This is a genomic window from Hydrogenophaga sp. PBL-H3, assembly GCF_010104355.1.
GTDB lineage: Bacteria > Pseudomonadota > Gammaproteobacteria > Burkholderiales > Burkholderiaceae_C > Hydrogenophaga.
Genome location: NZ_CP044972.1, coordinates 3,149,563 through 3,163,323, shown reverse-complemented (window position 1 = coordinate 3,163,323; position 13,761 = coordinate 3,149,563). Strand labels below are relative to the sequence as shown.

18 protein-coding genes are annotated in these 13,761 nt (G+C 65.9%); 4 read left to right on the top strand and 14 right to left on the bottom strand.

Translation table 11 applies throughout. The features are described from left to right. Entirely contained in the window at positions 1–921 is a 921-nt protein-coding gene (locus F9Z44_RS14670; RefSeq protein WP_159608746.1) for an AEC family transporter, read from the bottom strand. 129 nt (positions 922–1,050) lie between these two features. On the opposite strand from F9Z44_RS14670, the gene F9Z44_RS14665 reads away from it, so the two are divergent. Together F9Z44_RS14665 and xerD are read left to right on the top strand one after the other, a co-directional pair. Then, a complete protein-coding gene (locus F9Z44_RS14665; protein ID WP_159607347.1) occupies positions 1,051–2,028 on the top strand; it encodes a tripartite tricarboxylate transporter substrate binding protein BugE in 978 nt (325 codons plus the stop codon). Then, positions 2,028–2,945, top strand: a complete 918-nt coding sequence (xerD, locus tag F9Z44_RS14660; RefSeq protein WP_159607345.1) for a site-specific tyrosine recombinase XerD — start codon at positions 2,028–2,030, stop codon at positions 2,943–2,945. Before F9Z44_RS14665 ends, xerD begins: the two co-directional genes overlap by 1 nt. Here xerD and msrA read toward each other — a convergent pair. The 7 genes from msrA to F9Z44_RS14625 form a co-directional block, all read right to left on the bottom strand. Next, on the bottom strand, positions 2,942–3,559 hold the full coding sequence (gene msrA, locus F9Z44_RS14655) for a peptide-methionine (S)-S-oxide reductase MsrA (RefSeq protein ID WP_159607343.1): 618 nt from the start codon (positions 3,557–3,559) through the stop codon (positions 2,942–2,944). The genes xerD and msrA overlap by 4 nt on opposite strands. Further along, a complete protein-coding gene (gene msrB, locus F9Z44_RS14650) occupies positions 3,556–4,053 on the bottom strand; it encodes a peptide-methionine (R)-S-oxide reductase MsrB (protein WP_159607341.1) in 498 nt (165 codons plus the stop codon). The genes msrA and msrB overlap by 4 nt, the downstream gene beginning before the upstream one ends. 67 nt (positions 4,054–4,120) lie before the next feature. Beyond that, positions 4,121–4,987: a PA4780 family RIO1-like protein kinase gene (locus tag F9Z44_RS14645; protein ID WP_159607339.1), complete on the bottom strand. Its 867-nt coding sequence runs from the start codon at positions 4,985–4,987 to the stop codon at positions 4,121–4,123. 33 nt (positions 4,988–5,020) lie between these two features. Further along, a complete protein-coding gene (locus F9Z44_RS14640; RefSeq protein WP_328793951.1) occupies positions 5,021–5,488 on the bottom strand; it encodes a DUF1439 domain-containing protein in 468 nt (155 codons plus the stop codon). Positions 5,489–5,648: 160 nt separating this feature from the next. Further along, entirely contained in the window at positions 5,649–5,903 is a 255-nt protein-coding gene (locus F9Z44_RS14635) for a DUF3297 family protein (protein WP_159607335.1), read from the bottom strand. A 61-nt stretch (positions 5,904–5,964) separates the two neighbouring features. Continuing rightward, positions 5,965–7,359 carry an ATP-dependent RNA helicase DbpA gene (dbpA, locus tag F9Z44_RS14630; protein ID WP_159607333.1) on the bottom strand — a complete coding sequence of 465 codons (1,395 nt, stop codon included), beginning with the start codon at positions 7,357–7,359 and terminating at the stop codon, positions 5,965–5,967. Positions 7,360–7,375: 16 nt separating this feature from the next. Then, on the bottom strand, positions 7,376–8,221 hold the full coding sequence (locus F9Z44_RS14625; protein WP_159607331.1) for a ferritin-like domain-containing protein: 846 nt from the start codon (positions 8,219–8,221) through the stop codon (positions 7,376–7,378). 49 nt (positions 8,222–8,270) lie between these two features. Here F9Z44_RS14625 and F9Z44_RS14620 point away from each other — a divergent pair, with 49 nt between their 5' ends. Both F9Z44_RS14620 and hslO read left to right on the top strand, forming a co-directional pair. Next, positions 8,271–8,795, top strand: a complete 525-nt coding sequence (locus tag F9Z44_RS14620) for a gamma carbonic anhydrase family protein (protein ID WP_159607329.1) — start codon at positions 8,271–8,273, stop codon at positions 8,793–8,795. Positions 8,796–8,844: 49 nt separating this feature from the next. Continuing rightward, positions 8,845–9,822 (top strand): Hsp33 family molecular chaperone HslO, encoded by a 978-nt coding sequence (hslO, locus tag F9Z44_RS14615; RefSeq protein WP_159607327.1) that lies wholly within the window; start codon positions 8,845–8,847, stop codon positions 9,820–9,822. Between the two features lie 155 nt (positions 9,823–9,977). On the opposite strand, the gene F9Z44_RS14610 is transcribed toward hslO, so the two are convergent. The 6 genes from F9Z44_RS14610 to kdsA are packed head-to-tail and all read right to left on the bottom strand — an operon-like array spanning position 9,978 to position 13,755. Further along, a complete protein-coding gene (locus F9Z44_RS14610; RefSeq protein WP_159607325.1) occupies positions 9,978–10,658 on the bottom strand; it encodes an AAA family ATPase in 681 nt (226 codons plus the stop codon). 4 nt (positions 10,659–10,662) lie between these two features. Further along, positions 10,663–10,947: a septum formation initiator family protein gene (locus F9Z44_RS14605; RefSeq protein ID WP_159607323.1), complete on the bottom strand. Its 285-nt coding sequence runs from the start codon at positions 10,945–10,947 to the stop codon at positions 10,663–10,665. 9 nt (positions 10,948–10,956) lie between these two features. Further along, entirely contained in the window at positions 10,957–12,240 is a 1,284-nt protein-coding gene (gene eno, locus F9Z44_RS14600) for a phosphopyruvate hydratase (RefSeq protein WP_159607321.1), read from the bottom strand. 32 nt (positions 12,241–12,272) lie between these two features. Then, complete coding sequence (hepT, locus tag F9Z44_RS14595) at positions 12,273–12,491, bottom strand: type VII toxin-antitoxin system HepT family RNase toxin (RefSeq protein ID WP_201449969.1); 219 nt, start codon at positions 12,489–12,491, stop codon at positions 12,273–12,275. Further along, positions 12,488–12,901: a type VII toxin-antitoxin system MntA family adenylyltransferase antitoxin gene (gene mntA / locus F9Z44_RS14590; RefSeq protein WP_159607317.1), complete on the bottom strand. Its 414-nt coding sequence runs from the start codon at positions 12,899–12,901 to the stop codon at positions 12,488–12,490. The genes hepT and mntA overlap by 4 nt, the downstream gene beginning before the upstream one ends. Next, entirely contained in the window at positions 12,898–13,755 is an 858-nt protein-coding gene (gene kdsA / locus F9Z44_RS14585) for a 3-deoxy-8-phosphooctulonate synthase (RefSeq protein ID WP_159607315.1), read from the bottom strand. The genes mntA and kdsA overlap by 4 nt, the downstream gene beginning before the upstream one ends. Between the last annotated feature and the right edge of the window lie 6 nt (positions 13,756–13,761).

The window sequence follows — 13,761 nt, the reverse complement described above, 5'->3', positions numbered from 1 at the left end:
TCAGGTGCCCGCCAGCGGCCTGAGCACGCCCAGGGCAAACGGCAGGCTCAACACACCCAGCAGGGTGGACAGCGTGACCAGGCCGGCCACGTAAGGTCCGTTGTAGCCCATGCGCGCGGCCAGCACATAGCAGCTCGACGCGGTGGGCACGGCCGAGAACATGAGCAGGATGGTGGTCTGGGTCGGGTCGAGCCGGAACAGCAGTGCCAGCCCGAGCGCCATGAGTGGCATGCCCACGTGCTTGGCCGCCAGCACCAGGCCGCCCAGCGTCTTGGCGCTGGCCAGCATGCCGAACTGCATGCCCGCGCCAGCGGCCATGAGGCCCAGGGCCAGCGAGGCCTGGCCGATGCGGTTGACCGTGGGCTCCAGCCAGAACGGCATGGAGAAACCCATCAGGTTGGCCACCAGGCCCGAGACGGTGCCGATGATGAGCGGGTTGCGCAGCAGCTCGCGCAGGAAACCCTTGTTGGCGTGGCGCGCCATGGGCCAGACGGCACCCACGTTGAACAGGGGCACGCACACGCCGATGAGCACCGCGATCATGAGCAGGCCCGGTGCCCCCGCCACCTTCTCCGCCAGAGCCAGTGCGATGAACGAGTTGAAACGAAAGCCCACCTGTGCGCTGGCTGCGTGCAGGCGCACGTCGAGCCGCTTGCCGATCCAGGGCCAGTGGGGCAACGAGTAGGCGAGCGCGATGCCGCACACGCCCAGCGAAATGCCCGCTCCCATGAGGCTGGAGGCCTGACCGAGATCGAGCGGGCTTTTCACGATGCTGTGGAACAGCAGCACCGGAAACAGAAAGTAGTACACCAGGCTCTCCACCTGCTCCCACACCTTGCGGTTGAGGGCGGTGAAGCGGCAGACCAGGTAGCCACAGAGGATGAGCGAGAAGTCGGGGAAGAGAAGCTGAGCGAAGTTCACCGGGTGAGCATAGCGTGCCCCCCAGGGCATGTCGGGGGTTTCCACTTATGTACTTGTCCCATGGTCATGGGCGGTTGCAGAAGCTACATTGAAGCCCTTTTCGATCTTTCCATGCAAGGAGCACGTCTCATGGTTTCTCGTCGTCATCTGGTGGCCATCGGTCTGGCCACCGCCTCGGTGGTTGTGGGCAGCACCGCGTGGGCCCAGGCCTACCCCAACAAGATCATCAAGCTGCAGGTGCCGTTTGCCCCAGGTGGCACCACCGACATCATTGCGCGTGTCATGTCGGAGTCGCTCGGCAAGGCGCTGGGCCAGAGCATGGTGGTGGAAAACAAGGCCGGTGGTGGTGGCGTGGTCGGCGCGCTGGAGCTGTCCCGCTCGCCTGCTGATGGTTACACCCTGGGCATGGCCACGGTGTCGACCACCGCAGCCAACCCCGCGATCAACGACAAGATTCCGTACAACACCCTCACCGATTTCACGCCCATCATCAACATCGCGGCCACGCCCAACGTGATCGCGGTGCACCCCAGTTTCCCGGCCAAGGACTACAAAGGCTTCGTCGCCGAGCTCAAGAAGAATCCCGGCAAATACAGCTACGCCAGTTCGGGCACGGGTGGCATCGGCCATCTGCAGACCGAGCTCTACAAGAGCCTGACCGGTACCTTCATCACGCACATTCCCTACCGTGGCGCGGGTCCGGCGCTCAACGACACCGTGGGTGGCCAGGTGCCCATCATCTTCGACAACCTGCCCTCGGCCCTGCCGCACATCAAGGCCGGCCGCCTGATCGCCATCGTCGTGGCGGCACCGCAGCGCCTGGCGGTCTTGCCCGATGTGCCGACCTTCAAGGAAGTGGGCCTGGAGCCGGTGAACCGCATGGCCTACTACGGCCTCATCGGCCCCAAGGGTCTGCCGCAAGAGGTGGTGGACAAGGTGTCCAGCGCGACCAAACAAGCCCTCAGCGACCCGGCGGTGAAGAAGCGGGTGGAAGACACCGGCTCGCTGATCGTGGCCAACACGCCGGCCGAATTCACGGCGCAGATCAAGGCCGAGTTCGATGTCTACAAACAGGTCGTCGCCAAGCAGAAGCTCAAGCTGGAGTGATGGACCCCGCCCTGGCGTCGACCAGTGAGGATCTCGCCGGGGCTTTTGTCGACGCGCTCTGGCTGGAGGAGGGCCTCTCGCGCAACACGCTGGATGCGTACCGGCGTGATCTCGTGCTGCTCGGGCAGTGGCTGGCCGGGCAAGGCAAGACCTTGCCCGAGACCAGCGAGGCCGATCTCAACGGCTATTTCAGCGAACGCCACAGCCAGACGCGCGCCACCACCGCCAACCGGCGGCTCACGGTCTTCAAGCGCTACTTCCGCTGGGCGCTGCGCGAGCGCCTGATCACCGCCGACCCGACGCTGCGCCTGTCACCGGCACGCCAGCCCTTGCGCGTGCCCAAGACGATGTCGGAAGCGCAGGTGGAGGCCTTGCTCCAGGCGCCCGACGTGGGCACGCCGCTGGGCCTGCGCGACCGCAGCATGCTCGAACTCATCTACGCCAGCGGCCTGCGCGTGAGCGAACTGGTGACGCTCAAGACCTGGCACGTGGCCATGAACGAGCAGGTGCTGCGCATCACCGGCAAGGGCAACAAGGAACGCCTGGTGCCGTTTGGTCAGGTGGCGGGACAGTGGTTGCAGCGCTACCTGGGGCAGGCGCGTGGCGAGATCCTGAACGGGCTGCAGAGCGAAGACCTGTTCGTGACGTCACGCGGCTCGCGTGCGGGCGAGGCCATGACGCGCGCGATGTTCTGGCAACTGGTGAAGAAGTACGCGCTGGCCGCCGGCATCACATCACCCCTGTCGCCCCACACCTTGCGCCACGCCTTCGCCACGCACCTGCTCAACCACGGCGCCGACTTGCGCGCGGTGCAGATGCTGCTCGGCCACGCCGACATTTCAACCACCACCATCTACACCCACGTGGCCAGAGAGCGTCTCAAGACCATCGTGGCGCAGCACCATCCGCGGGGTTAGTTTTTGACCGGACCCCACAGCTGTTCAAGGCGCGCATCGCGCCCACAACTGGTGCGGTAGTACTTGTAGCGGATCGGGTTCTTCAGGTAGTAGTCCTGGTGGTAGTCCTCGGCCGGGTAGAACCGGGTGGCCGGGACGACTTCCGTGACGATCGGCTCCTTGAACGGCTTGGACTTTTCCAGCGCCGCCAGCGAACGTTTCACCACCTCCGCCTGCGCCGCATCGTGCGTGAAGATTGCCGTGCGGTAGGGGTTGCCCGTGTCGCAAAACTGGCGATCCTTCGTGGTCGGGTCGATGGTGCGCCAGAACTTGTCCACCAGCGTGGCGTAGCTCACCTTGGCCGGGTCGAACACGACCTCCACCGCCTCGGCGTGGCCGGTGCCTTTGCCCGAGACCTGCTGGTAGGTGGGGTTGGCCACCGTGCCGCCGATGTAGCCCGAGGTGGTGGAGAGCACACCGGGGATCTTGTCGAAGTCGGACTCCACGCACCAGAAGCAGCCGCCCGCAAACGTGGCCTTGGCCGTGACGGGGGCGGTTTGTGCCTGGACGGCGCCAGCGGACATCAGCACCGAGATCCACAGGGGCAAGAGGCTGCCCAGCCAGCGCGCGCTCATGCCACCGCCTTGAAGGTGAGCGCCACGCCGTTGTTGCAGTAGCGCTTGCCGCTGGGCTTGGGGCCGTCGCTGAACACATGGCCCTGGTGGCCGTCGCAACGCACGCAGTGGTATTCGGTGCGCGGGAAGAGGGCCTTGTAGTCGGTCTTGGTGCCCAGCGCACCAGCCAGTGGCGTGTGAAAACTCGGCCAGCCGGTGCCGCTCTCGTACTTGGCGTCGGATGAGAACAGCGGCAAATCACAACCCGCGCAGTGGTAGGTGCCCTTGCGTTTTTCGGCATTGAACGGGCTGCTGCCCGGGCGCTCCGTGCCTTCTTCACGCAACACGTCGAACTGGTCTGGCGTCAGGCGCTTCTTCCACTCGGCCTCGCTGAGCTTCCAGGGGTCGGCGGCGGCCAGGGCTTGGGCCACGGGGGCGGCGGCCTGTGAGCCCAGGCCAAGCATTGCAAGCAGTTTCATGGTCTGGCGGCGGGTGAAGGTGGACGGGGTGTTCATGGGCGTGAGTCGACCACAACCGGTATTCCTTACACGGCCCCGCAGGTACTCGGTGTAAAGACGCGCTTTACGTCTGCGCCATGCGCAGCCGCCGTGCCGCGTCTTCGTCGCGCGCATCGTCGATCTCGCGCATCACGCTGCCCAGGTCCACCGTTCCCGGTGCGCGCTCGTAGCGGCCAGTCAGGGGAGTGTCGTTGCTCAGCAGGCCGCTCTGGTACAGGCTCCAGATCTCGGGGCCGAACTGCGTTCCCCGCAGCTCGGGTGCGAACTGGCCGAAGAAGTCGCGCAGGTTGGCCACGTCGCGCAGCAGCATGCGCTGGGCGTGGTTGTTGCCGGCGGCGTCCACCGCCTGCGGCAGGTCGATGATCACGGGGAAGTCGTCGGTGTTGTCGTCGCCCGAGTGCGCCAGCAAGATGTTGAACTCCGACAAATCACCGTGCACCACGCCCGCGCACAGCATGCGCACCACCTCGCCCACCAACGTGGCGTGGTGCTGGCGCGCTTGCTCGGGGGTGAAGGCCACGTCGTTGAGGCGCGGTGCGGCGTCGCCGTCGGCATCGGTCACCAGTTCCATGAGCAACACGCCGTCGGAGAAGTTGAACGGCTGGGGCACCCGCACGCCCGCGGCGGCCAGGCGGTAGAGCGCATCCACCTCGGCGCTTTGCCACGCAGCCTCTTGCGATTCGCGGCCGAACTTCGTGCCCTTGGCCATGGCGCGGGCCTGGCGCGAGTTCTTCACCTTGCGGTTTTCGGTGTAGTCCACCGCCTGGCGAAAGCTGCGGTTGTTCGCTTCCTTGTAGATCTTGGCGCAACGGGTCTCGTCACCACAGCGCACCACATAGACCATGGCCTCCTTGCCGCTCATGAGCTGGCGCACCACGGTGTCGATGAGACCCTCTTCAACGAGGGATTGCAGTCGGGGAGGAGCTTTCATCGGGCGATTGTGCGCCCGGGCTTCATGTGGTCCTCAGAGGGGCTTCAACACGAAGCCGATCACCAGGCCGGACGAGGTCACCGTGATCGGGCCAGGTTGCATGCCCAGCGCATCGGCCATGCGCAGGTCTTGCGGTTGCAGCCGGTGCAGCACCACCTCGCGCAGCGACTGCTCGGCCAGCGCGGGGGCGTAGGTGTTGAGCAGCTCCACCACGCCCGGTTGCAGGCTGGGGAACCGCAGACGGTCGATGCGCAGCTGGTGCGCGCGCAGCGTGCGGTCGCTGGCCTCATAGCGCAGCGCAAAGTCGAGGTCGAAACTGCCCCGGTGGCTGCGGTTGAGTGTCGGGCCGGCGGCGTCCACCACCATCTCGGCGCGCATTCGGTTCTGCTCGGGCAGCAGGCTCAGGCGAGGCGGCTGCAGGTCCAGGTTCAGCAACCCCTGCACCGGGTAACGCATGGGAAAACGCTGCGCCACCGAACGCTGCAGCACATCCGTTGACACGGTGACGCCAGGGGGCCTGGCGGGTGGGTCTTCGCCTTCGCCCGGCTGGGCGGCTGCAACCCGGCCGAAGGGGATGCACAAAGCGGCTGAAAAAAGGAATCTGCGGCGCATAGGCTTGTATCGAGTCGATCGCGCGCCGCGCGTTCAGCGCAAATGGTCTCTATTTGTAGAAGACCTCGACCCGACCCTTGAGCTGGATCAGCAGCGGCTGGCCCTTGCGGTCCAGTGTCTTGCCTGAGGGCACCTTCACCCAGCCTTCGCTGATGCAGTACTCGGACACGTCGAAGCGCTCCTTGTCGTTGAAGCGGATGCCGATGTCGTGCTCGAACACGGCGGCCACGTGGTGCGGGCTGCGGGCGTCGATGGAGAGGCGGTCGGGGAGGGTGGGGCGGGTGTCGGGGGTTTGATCGGTCATGGGGAGGATTGTCGGGCAGATGGGCATGGGGTGCCTTGGCGAATGGCGGGTCCTGGCGACTTCAGTCTTCCAGCACCCGCACCTTCACGCTCTTGCCCTTGATGCGCCCATCGTTGAGGCGGCTGGCCACCTGCTGCGCGATGTCGCGGTCCACCGCCACATAGGTCGACCATTCGTTCACGTTGATCTTGCCCACCTGCTCGCGGGTGTAGCCCAGGTCGGCGGTGAGCGCGCCCAGCACGTCGCCGGGGCGGATCTTTTCCTTGCGGCCGCCCTGGATGTGCAGCGTCACCATGGGGGGCACCAGCGGGCCGTGGCCGGTGGGCACGAGTTCGCTCAGTGGGTGCCACTTCGACTCACGCCCCTGCAGTTGTTCGATCTTGCCCACGCTGCCCATCTCGTCCATGCTGACCAGGTTGAGTGCCAGGCCGCTCTCGCCCGCGCGGCCGGTGCGGCCGATGCGGTGGATGTGCACCTCGGCGTCGGGCGTCACGTCCACGTTGATCACGGCGGCCAGGCTGGCGATGTCCAGGCCGCGCGCGGCCACGTCGGTGGCCACCAGCACCGAGCAGCTGCGGTTGGCAAAGCGCACCAGCACCTGGTCACGCTCGCGCTGCTCCAGTTCGCCAAACAGCGCGAGTGCACTGATCCCCTGGGCCTGCAACACGGCCACGAGGTCGCGGCATTGCGCCTTGGTGTTGCAAAAGGCCAGCGTGCTGGCCGGGCGAAAGTGCGCCAGCAGCTTGCTCACGGCGTCCAGGCGTTCGGTGTCCTTCACCTCGTACCAGCGCTGCTCGATCTGCGCGCCGGCGTGCTGCGCCTCCACCTTCACCGTGACCGGTTCGCGCATGAACTGCGCGCTCAGTTTGGCGATGCCTTCCGGGTAGGTGGCGGAGAACAGCAGGGTCTGGCGTGTCCTGGGGCACTGTTTGGCCACGGTCACGATGTCGTCGAAGAAGCCCATGTCGAGCATGCGGTCGGCTTCGTCCAGCACCAGGGTGTTGAGCGCGTCCAGCGGCAGGCTGCCGCGCTCCAGGTGATCCATGATGCGGCCCGGCGTGCCCACCACGATGTGCGCGCCGTGCTCCAGCGTGGCCAGCTGCCCGCGCAGTGGCACACCACCACACAGCGTCACCACCTTGATGTTGTCCTCGGCCCGCGCCAGGCGGCGGATCTCGGTGGTTACCTGGTCGGCCAGCTCGCGCGTGGGGCACAGCACCAGGGTCTGCACCGCGAAGCGGCGGGCGTTCAGGTTGGCCAGCAGGGTGAGGGCGAAGGCGGCTGTCTTGCCGCTGCCGGTCTTGGCCTGGGCAATGATGTCCTTGCCCAGCAGGGCCGGTGGCAGGGCTGCCGCCTGGATCGGCGTCATGTCCAGGTAGCCGAGCTGTTCCAGGTTGGCCAGCGTGGCGGGGGAGAGGGGGAGTGTGCTGAAAGCGGTCGGGGATGCGGAAGTCATCCCCGATTATCGGGGGTCAGGCCTGGTGCATTGCGGCCAGCTCGGCGTCGGTGAAGCCCGCGGCCAGCCGGGCCGGCTCGTTGAACGGCGGCTTCAGCCGCGGCGCCGAATGCGCCCGCGCCAGCTGCCGGTAGTGCGCGAGCGGCTCGATGCCCTGCCGTTCGCACAGCCAGCCGTACCAGCGGTTGCCCACCGCCACATGGCCGATCTCGTCGCGCAGGATCACGTCGAGGATCTCGACCGCACGCATCGCTGCGGGCGTGCCCACCTTGCGCAGGCGGGCCTGCATGGGGGGCGTGGCGTCCAGGCCCCGGGCTTCCATGGTGCGCGGCACCAGGGCCATGCGCGCGGTCACGTCGTGCTGCGTTCGCAGGCACATCTCCCACAGGCTGTTGTGGGCCGCAAAGTCACCGTAGTCGTGACCCAGGCTTTGCAGGTGCGCGCGCAGCAGGCCGAAGTGGATGGCTTCCTCGTGGGCCACCTGGAGCCAGTCGGTGTAGAACTCGGCGGGCATGTCGGGGAAGCGCCAGATGGCGTCCAGCGCCAGGTCGATCGCGTTGAACTCGATGTGCGCCACCGCGTGCAGCAGCATGGCCAGGCCTTCTGGCGTGAAGGGCGAGCGCTGAGGCACGTCCACCGGCGCGATGAGAACGGGCCGCTGCGGGCGCCCGGGCAGGGGGAGGGTGGCGTCGGGTGTGAGGCGTTCGGCCGGCTCCAGGTGGGTGTGGCCCGCCCGCAGGGCTTCAAACAGTGCGTGGGTGGCGGCTACCTTGTGATCCGGGTCGCCGGTGCACAGCGCTTGCAGGGCTTGCGCCCGCAGGGAAACGAAAGGCGACGAAGACAGGGCGGCGGGGACTTGCATCCCTACAATTCTAGGAAGCATTCCCAACCTGACAACGGAGACAACCGACATGGCACTTTTTGAAATTGACGGCATGGCCCCACGCGTGGCCGACACGGCCTGGGTGGCCGACAACGCACAGGTCATCGGCAACGTGGTGCTGGGTGAAGACAGCAGCGTGTGGTTTGGTGTCACGGTGCGCGGCGACACCGAGACCATCACGATCGGGCGCGGCAGCAACGTCCAGGACGGCAGCGTGCTGCACGCCGACGTGGGCCTGCCGCTGACCATTGGCGAGAACGTGACCGTGGGCCACCAGGTGATGCTGCACGGCTGCACCATCGGCGACGGCTCGCTCATCGGCATCGGCGCGGTGGTGCTCAACGGTGCCAAGATCGGCAAGCATTGCCTGGTGGGCGCCGGCTCGCTGGTGACCGAAGGCAAGGAATTCCCGGACGGCACCATGATCCTGGGCAGCCCGGCGCGCGTGGCCAAGACGCTCTCGCCCGAACAGATCGAGGGCCTGCGCATGAGCGCGAAGCACTACACCGACAACGCCGAGCGTTTTCGCAAGACCTTGAAAAAGGTCGGCTGATCCCGATCTGCCACGATTGCGTTTTCCGAACGATCCCTGAAAGCTCCGCTTGTCCGAACTCCATAAATTCGTCTTTGAAGGCCTGCCGGTGCGCGGCATGCTGGTGCGCCTGACCGACGCTTGGCAAGAAATCCTGCAACGCCACCGCGACGGTGGCGGCTACCCCACGGCCGTGACCGAACTGCTGGGCGAGATGACGGCCGCAGCCACGCTGATGCAGGCCAACATCAAGTTCAACGGCGCGCTCATCATGCAGATCATGGGAGACGGGCCGGTGAAGCTGGCCGTGGCCGAGGTGCAGCCCGATCTGCGCCTGCGCGCCACCGCCACCGTGATGGGTGACGTGGCGCCCGATGCGCCGCTCTCGCACATGGTCAACGTGACGAACCAGGGGCGCTGCGCCATCACGCTCGACCCCAAGGACCGTCTGCCGGGCCAGCAGCCGTACCAGGGCGTGGTGCCCCTGTATGGCGACCAGCGCGAAAAGCTGGAGAAGCTCAGCGAGGTGATCGAGCACTACATGCTGCAGAGCGAGCAGCTCGACACGCGGCTGGTGCTCGCAGCCAACGAACACGTGGCCGCCGGCCTGCTGATCCAGCGCTTGCCATTGCAGGGCAGTGGCAACCTCGCGGGCCAGTCGGGTGCTCGCGACGAAGACCAGATCGGCCTGAACGAAGACTACAACCGCATCGCCATCCTCGCGTCCAGCCTCAAACGGGAAGAGCTGCTCACGCTGGATGCCGACACCATCCTGCACCGACTGTTCTGGGAAGAAGACGTGCGCCGCTTCGAGCCCATGACGGGCGAGGACGGTCCACGCTTTGCTTGCACCTGCTCGCGCGAGCGCGTGAGCAACATGCTGCGCAGCCTGGGCCGTGACGAGATCGAATCGATCTTGAGCGAGCAGGGGCAGGTGGAGGTGGGGTGTGAGTTCTGTGGAGCGCAATACCGGTTTGATCCGGTGGACGCGGCCCAGGTGTTCCTGCAACCCGAAATCCAGCAGCCGGCCAGCGACCAGAAGCACTGATCGTCCGGGCTTCGCGCCGGGCAATCGCTGTTTTCCCTCGGTACGGGGCCCATTCCCGTTCGCCCTGAGCTTGTCGAAGGGCCCACCAACACCTGTGCAAGGCTTCGACAGGCTCAGCCCGAACGGAGGGAGGGTTGACTCGAAGGGAAAGTGCGCTAGCTTGAACCGAGGGAGTGCTGGCTCGAACCAGAACCCAGCAGTCCGCTGAACAGGCGCCGCTCGCACTCGGGGTCGCTGCAGTTCTCGCAGGTCCACCGGCCCGAGCCGGTCTCCAGCATCGGATCGCCCGCCACCAGAAAGCGGCCCAGCTGAACGCCCACCGCGCGAAGCGCATGCTGCAGTCGCTCCGCTGGCGATCCATAGACCGTCTGGAATGCGATGCCCGCCGCATGCAACTCGCGGCGCAGCACGGCGTCGATGGCGGCCCGCGCAGCTGGACCCTCGCGGAACAGACCGTCGGCTTGCCAGGGGAAGTCCAGCCCCATCAGCAGCGTGAGCCGGATTCGCCTTTGTTGCGCCAGCGCGGGCGCGTGCAGCGAGGTGTCGTTGAACACGAGTTCGCTGTAGGCCGAGACCACCAGCGCCGTGGTGTCGACCACAACCACCTGGGCTCCGCTGTTCGCGGCCGCCTCGATCCACCGGGTCTGTTCTTGGGCGATGCCCGCCTGCTCTTGCGCCAGTGGCGCGCGGCCCTCGCGTTCGCACCAGGCGCGCAGGTGCTCGGGCACGAGCGTGGTGGTTATGCCCAGGGCATTGAGGTGTTGGGCGAGGGCCACGCCCAGTGTGGTCTTGCCGCTGGACTCGCCACCGAGCAGTGCCACCGTGACGGCCGCCATGGCGTCAGCGCTTGTTCTGCGCGATCTGCACGAAGATTTCGTTGGGCTTGACCATGCCCAGCTCCGCGCGGGCGAGTTCCTCGACCATGTCCAGGCCCTCTTGCAGGTCACGCACCTCGCTCATCAGCTGGTCGTTGCGCTGCTGCGCATCGCGGTTGACCTGCTCCTGCGCAACGAGCTGCTGCTTCATGCCCGCCACCTTCGGCACACTGCCCCGCCCGAACCACAGCTGGGCGTGCAGCACGAGCAGCAGCGCGATCAGCAGGGCAGGGATGAAGCGGTTGGCCATGGGTCGAAATCAGCGCAAATTGTAGAAAGCTGCGCGGCCAGGGTACACCGCCACTTCGCCCAGGTCTTCTTCGATGCGCAGCAGCTGGTTGTACTTGGCCATGCGGTCCGAGCGCGAGAGGGAGCCGGTCTTGATCTGGCCAGCGTTGGTGCCCACGGCGATGTCGGCGATGGTGCTGTCTTCGGTCTCGCCCGAGCGGTGCGAGATGACGGCGGTGTAGCCCGCGCGTTTGGCCATTTCGATGGCGGCGAAGGTTTCGGTCAGTGTGCCGATCTGGTTGATCTTGATCAGGATCGAGTTGCCGATGTGCTTGTCGATGCCTTCCTTCAGGATCTTGGTGTTGGTGACGAACAAATCATCGCCCACCAGTTGCACCTTGGCGCCCAGGCGCTCGGTCAGCACCTTCCAGCCGTCCCAGTCGCCTTCGGCCATGCCGTCTTCGATGCTGATGATCGGGTACTTGTCGACCCAGGTGGCCAGGATGTTGGTCCAGTCTTCGGCGCTCAGCACCAGGCCTTCAGCGTCCAGGTGGTACTTGCCGTCCTTGTAGAACTCGCTGGCGGCGCAGTCCAGGCCCAGGGCGATCTGCTCGCCGGCGGTGTAGCCGGCGTTGCTGATGGCTTCCAGAATCATCTGGATCGCGGCTTCGTGGTTGGCCACGTTGGGCGCAAAGCCGCCTTCGTCGCCCACCGCAATGCTCATGCCCTTGTCGTGGATGATTTTCTTGAGCGCGTGGAACACCTCGGCGCCCCAACGCACGGCTTCGCGGAAGCTCGGCGCGCCCACGGGAATGATCATCAGCTCCTGCAGGTCGAGGTTGTTGTTGGCGTGTGCGCCGCCGTTGACCACGTTCATCATGGGCACGGGCATCTGCACCGCGCTCATGCCGCCGAAGTAGCGGTAGAGCGGCAGGCCGGCTTCTTCGGCGGCGGCGCGCGCCACGGCCATGGACACGGCCAGCATCGCGTTGGCGCCCAGGCGGCCCTTGTTGTCGGTGCCGTCGAGGTCGATCAGGGTCTTGTCCAGGAAAGCCTGCTCGGAGGCGTCCAGGCCCAGCACGGCTTCGGAGATTTCGGTGTTGATGTGCTCCACCGCCTTGAGCACGCCCTTGCCGAGGTAGCGGCTTTTGTCGCCGTCGCGCAGCTCGATGGCTTCGCGCGAGCCGGTGGACGCGCCCGAGGGCACGGCCGCACGGCCCATCACGCCACTTTCCAGCAACACGTCGCATTCGACGGTGGGATTGCCGCGGCTGTCCAGGATTTCGCGGCCAACGATGTCAACGATTGCGCTCATGGATGTAGGGTCCTCAGGTTCAAGTCAAAAAATCAGGTGGAAGAAAGGTAACGCTGGAGCAGGTGGCCGGCCAACTGGCGCAGGCTGTCGATGTCGTGCGTGATCACGCGCACTGCGATTGTCATGTCCAGCGTGTCGTACTCGTGTACCGCGATGTTGCGGAACCCAACCATGTGCTGCAGTTGCACCACGAGGTCTGGCGTCAGCAAGCCTCGCTGGCCCAAGATTGCAAACACCTCGCGAGCGCTCATCGAGACACGTCCTCGCCGGCCAGGCGTCTGGCCATCTGCGCCATCATGGGCTGACGCCATTGCTGGATGTTCTGGTACTCGGTGTGCAGAAAGCCTTGGTACTGCGCCAGTGCGACCGGATCCTGGCTGAACAGGAGATGGCCTGTGTCGATGATCTGCGCCTGCATCACGGTGTGCATCTGGTCGAAGTCGAGCAGATCGACTTCGATGCCCAGCGCCGCGATCATCCGTTCAGCGGCGCCCATTCGCGCGGTAGCGGTGAAAGGTCGCGGCATGCTGACCGCCAGATCGATGTCACTGCCTTCGCGCCAGGTGCCTTTGGCCGCACTGCCGAACAGCCATGCCGAGCGTGCATCCGGCAGCACGTCGCGCACGACCTGCGTGATGACCTCGCGGGGCGGCAGGTTCATGTGTTGAACGCCTCTTCAAGAAAACCGTTCTTCTTCGTCACGGCATCCAGCGCCAGCAGCGTTTCCAGCAGCGCTTTCATATGCTTGAGCGGCACGGCATTGGGGCCATCGCTCATGGCATTGGCGGGGTCGGGGTGGGTTTCCATGAAGAGGCCGGCCACGCCCACGGCCACAGCCGCGCGCGCCAGCACCGGCACCATCTCGCGCTGGCCGCCGCTGCTGGTGCCTTGCCCGCCGGGCAGTTGCACGCTGTGCGTGGCGTCGAACACCACCGGCGCACCGGTCTCTCGCATGATCGAGAGCGAACGCATGTCGCTCACGAGGTTGTTGTAGCCGAAGCTGGCACCGCGTTCGCAGGCCATGAAGTTGTCTTCATTCAGGCCGGCTTCCCTGGCGGCCGCGCGGGCCTTGTCGATCACGTTCTTCATGTCGTGCGGCGCGAGGAACTGGCCCTTCTTGATGTTCACCGGCTTGCCGCTCTGGGCGACGGCGCGGATGAAATCGGTCTGGCGGCACAGGAAGGCAGGCGTCTGCAGCACGTCGACCACACGCGAGGCGTCTGCAATGTCGTCTTCGCTGTGCACGTCGGTGAGCACCGGCACGCCCAGTTCACGCCTGACCTTGGCCAGGATCTCCAGGCCTTTGTCACGGCCCGGGCCGCGGTAACTGGTGCCGCTGCTGCGGTTGGCCTTGTCGAAGCTGCTCTTGAAGATGAAAGGAATGCCCAGGCTGCCGGTGATTTCTTTCAGCTGGCCGGCCACGTCCATCTGCAGCTGCTCGGACTCGATCACGCAGGGGCCGGCGATCAGGAAGAAGGGCTGGTTCAGCCCGATGTCGAAGCCGCAGAGTTTCATGGTGGG

Excerpts from the sequence above, each read along its gene's own strand:
- xerD (WP_159607345.1), top strand. The coding sequence starts at position 2,028 with ATGGACCCCGCCCTGGCGTCGACCAGTGAGGATCTCGCCGGGGCTTTT.
- F9Z44_RS14620 (WP_159607329.1), top strand. The coding sequence starts at position 8,271 with ATGGCACTTTTTGAAATTGACGGCATGGCCCCACGCGTGGCCGACACG.
- eno (WP_159607321.1), bottom strand. The coding sequence starts at position 12,240 with ATGAGCGCAATCGTTGACATCGTTGGCCGCGAAATCCTGGACAGCCGC.
- hepT (WP_201449969.1), bottom strand. The coding sequence starts at position 12,491 with ATGAGCGCTCGCGAGGTGTTTGCAATCTTGGGCCAGCGAGGCTTGCTG.
- msrA (WP_159607343.1), bottom strand. The coding sequence starts at position 3,559 with ATGAGCGCGCGCTGGCTGGGCAGCCTCTTGCCCCTGTGGATCTCGGTG.
- dbpA (WP_159607333.1), bottom strand. The coding sequence starts at position 7,359 with ATGACTTCCGCATCCCCGACCGCTTTCAGCACACTCCCCCTCTCCCCC.
- F9Z44_RS14605 (WP_159607323.1), bottom strand. The coding sequence starts at position 10,947 with ATGGCCAACCGCTTCATCCCTGCCCTGCTGATCGCGCTGCTGCTCGTG.
- mntA (WP_159607317.1), bottom strand. The coding sequence starts at position 12,901 with ATGAACCTGCCGCCCCGCGAGGTCATCACGCAGGTCGTGCGCGACGTG.
- F9Z44_RS14625 (WP_159607331.1), bottom strand. The coding sequence starts at position 8,221 with ATGCAAGTCCCCGCCGCCCTGTCTTCGTCGCCTTTCGTTTCCCTGCGG.
- kdsA (WP_159607315.1), bottom strand. The coding sequence starts at position 13,755 with ATGAAACTCTGCGGCTTCGACATCGGGCTGAACCAGCCCTTCTTCCTG.
- msrB (WP_159607341.1), bottom strand. The coding sequence starts at position 4,053 with ATGAACACCCCGTCCACCTTCACCCGCCGCCAGACCATGAAACTGCTT.
- F9Z44_RS14665 (WP_159607347.1), top strand. The coding sequence starts at position 1,051 with ATGGTTTCTCGTCGTCATCTGGTGGCCATCGGTCTGGCCACCGCCTCG.
- F9Z44_RS14645 (WP_159607339.1), bottom strand. The coding sequence starts at position 4,987 with ATGAAAGCTCCTCCCCGACTGCAATCCCTCGTTGAAGAGGGTCTCATC.
- F9Z44_RS14610 (WP_159607325.1), bottom strand. The coding sequence starts at position 10,658 with ATGGCGGCCGTCACGGTGGCACTGCTCGGTGGCGAGTCCAGCGGCAAG.
- F9Z44_RS14635 (WP_159607335.1), bottom strand. The coding sequence starts at position 5,903 with ATGACCGATCAAACCCCCGACACCCGCCCCACCCTCCCCGACCGCCTC.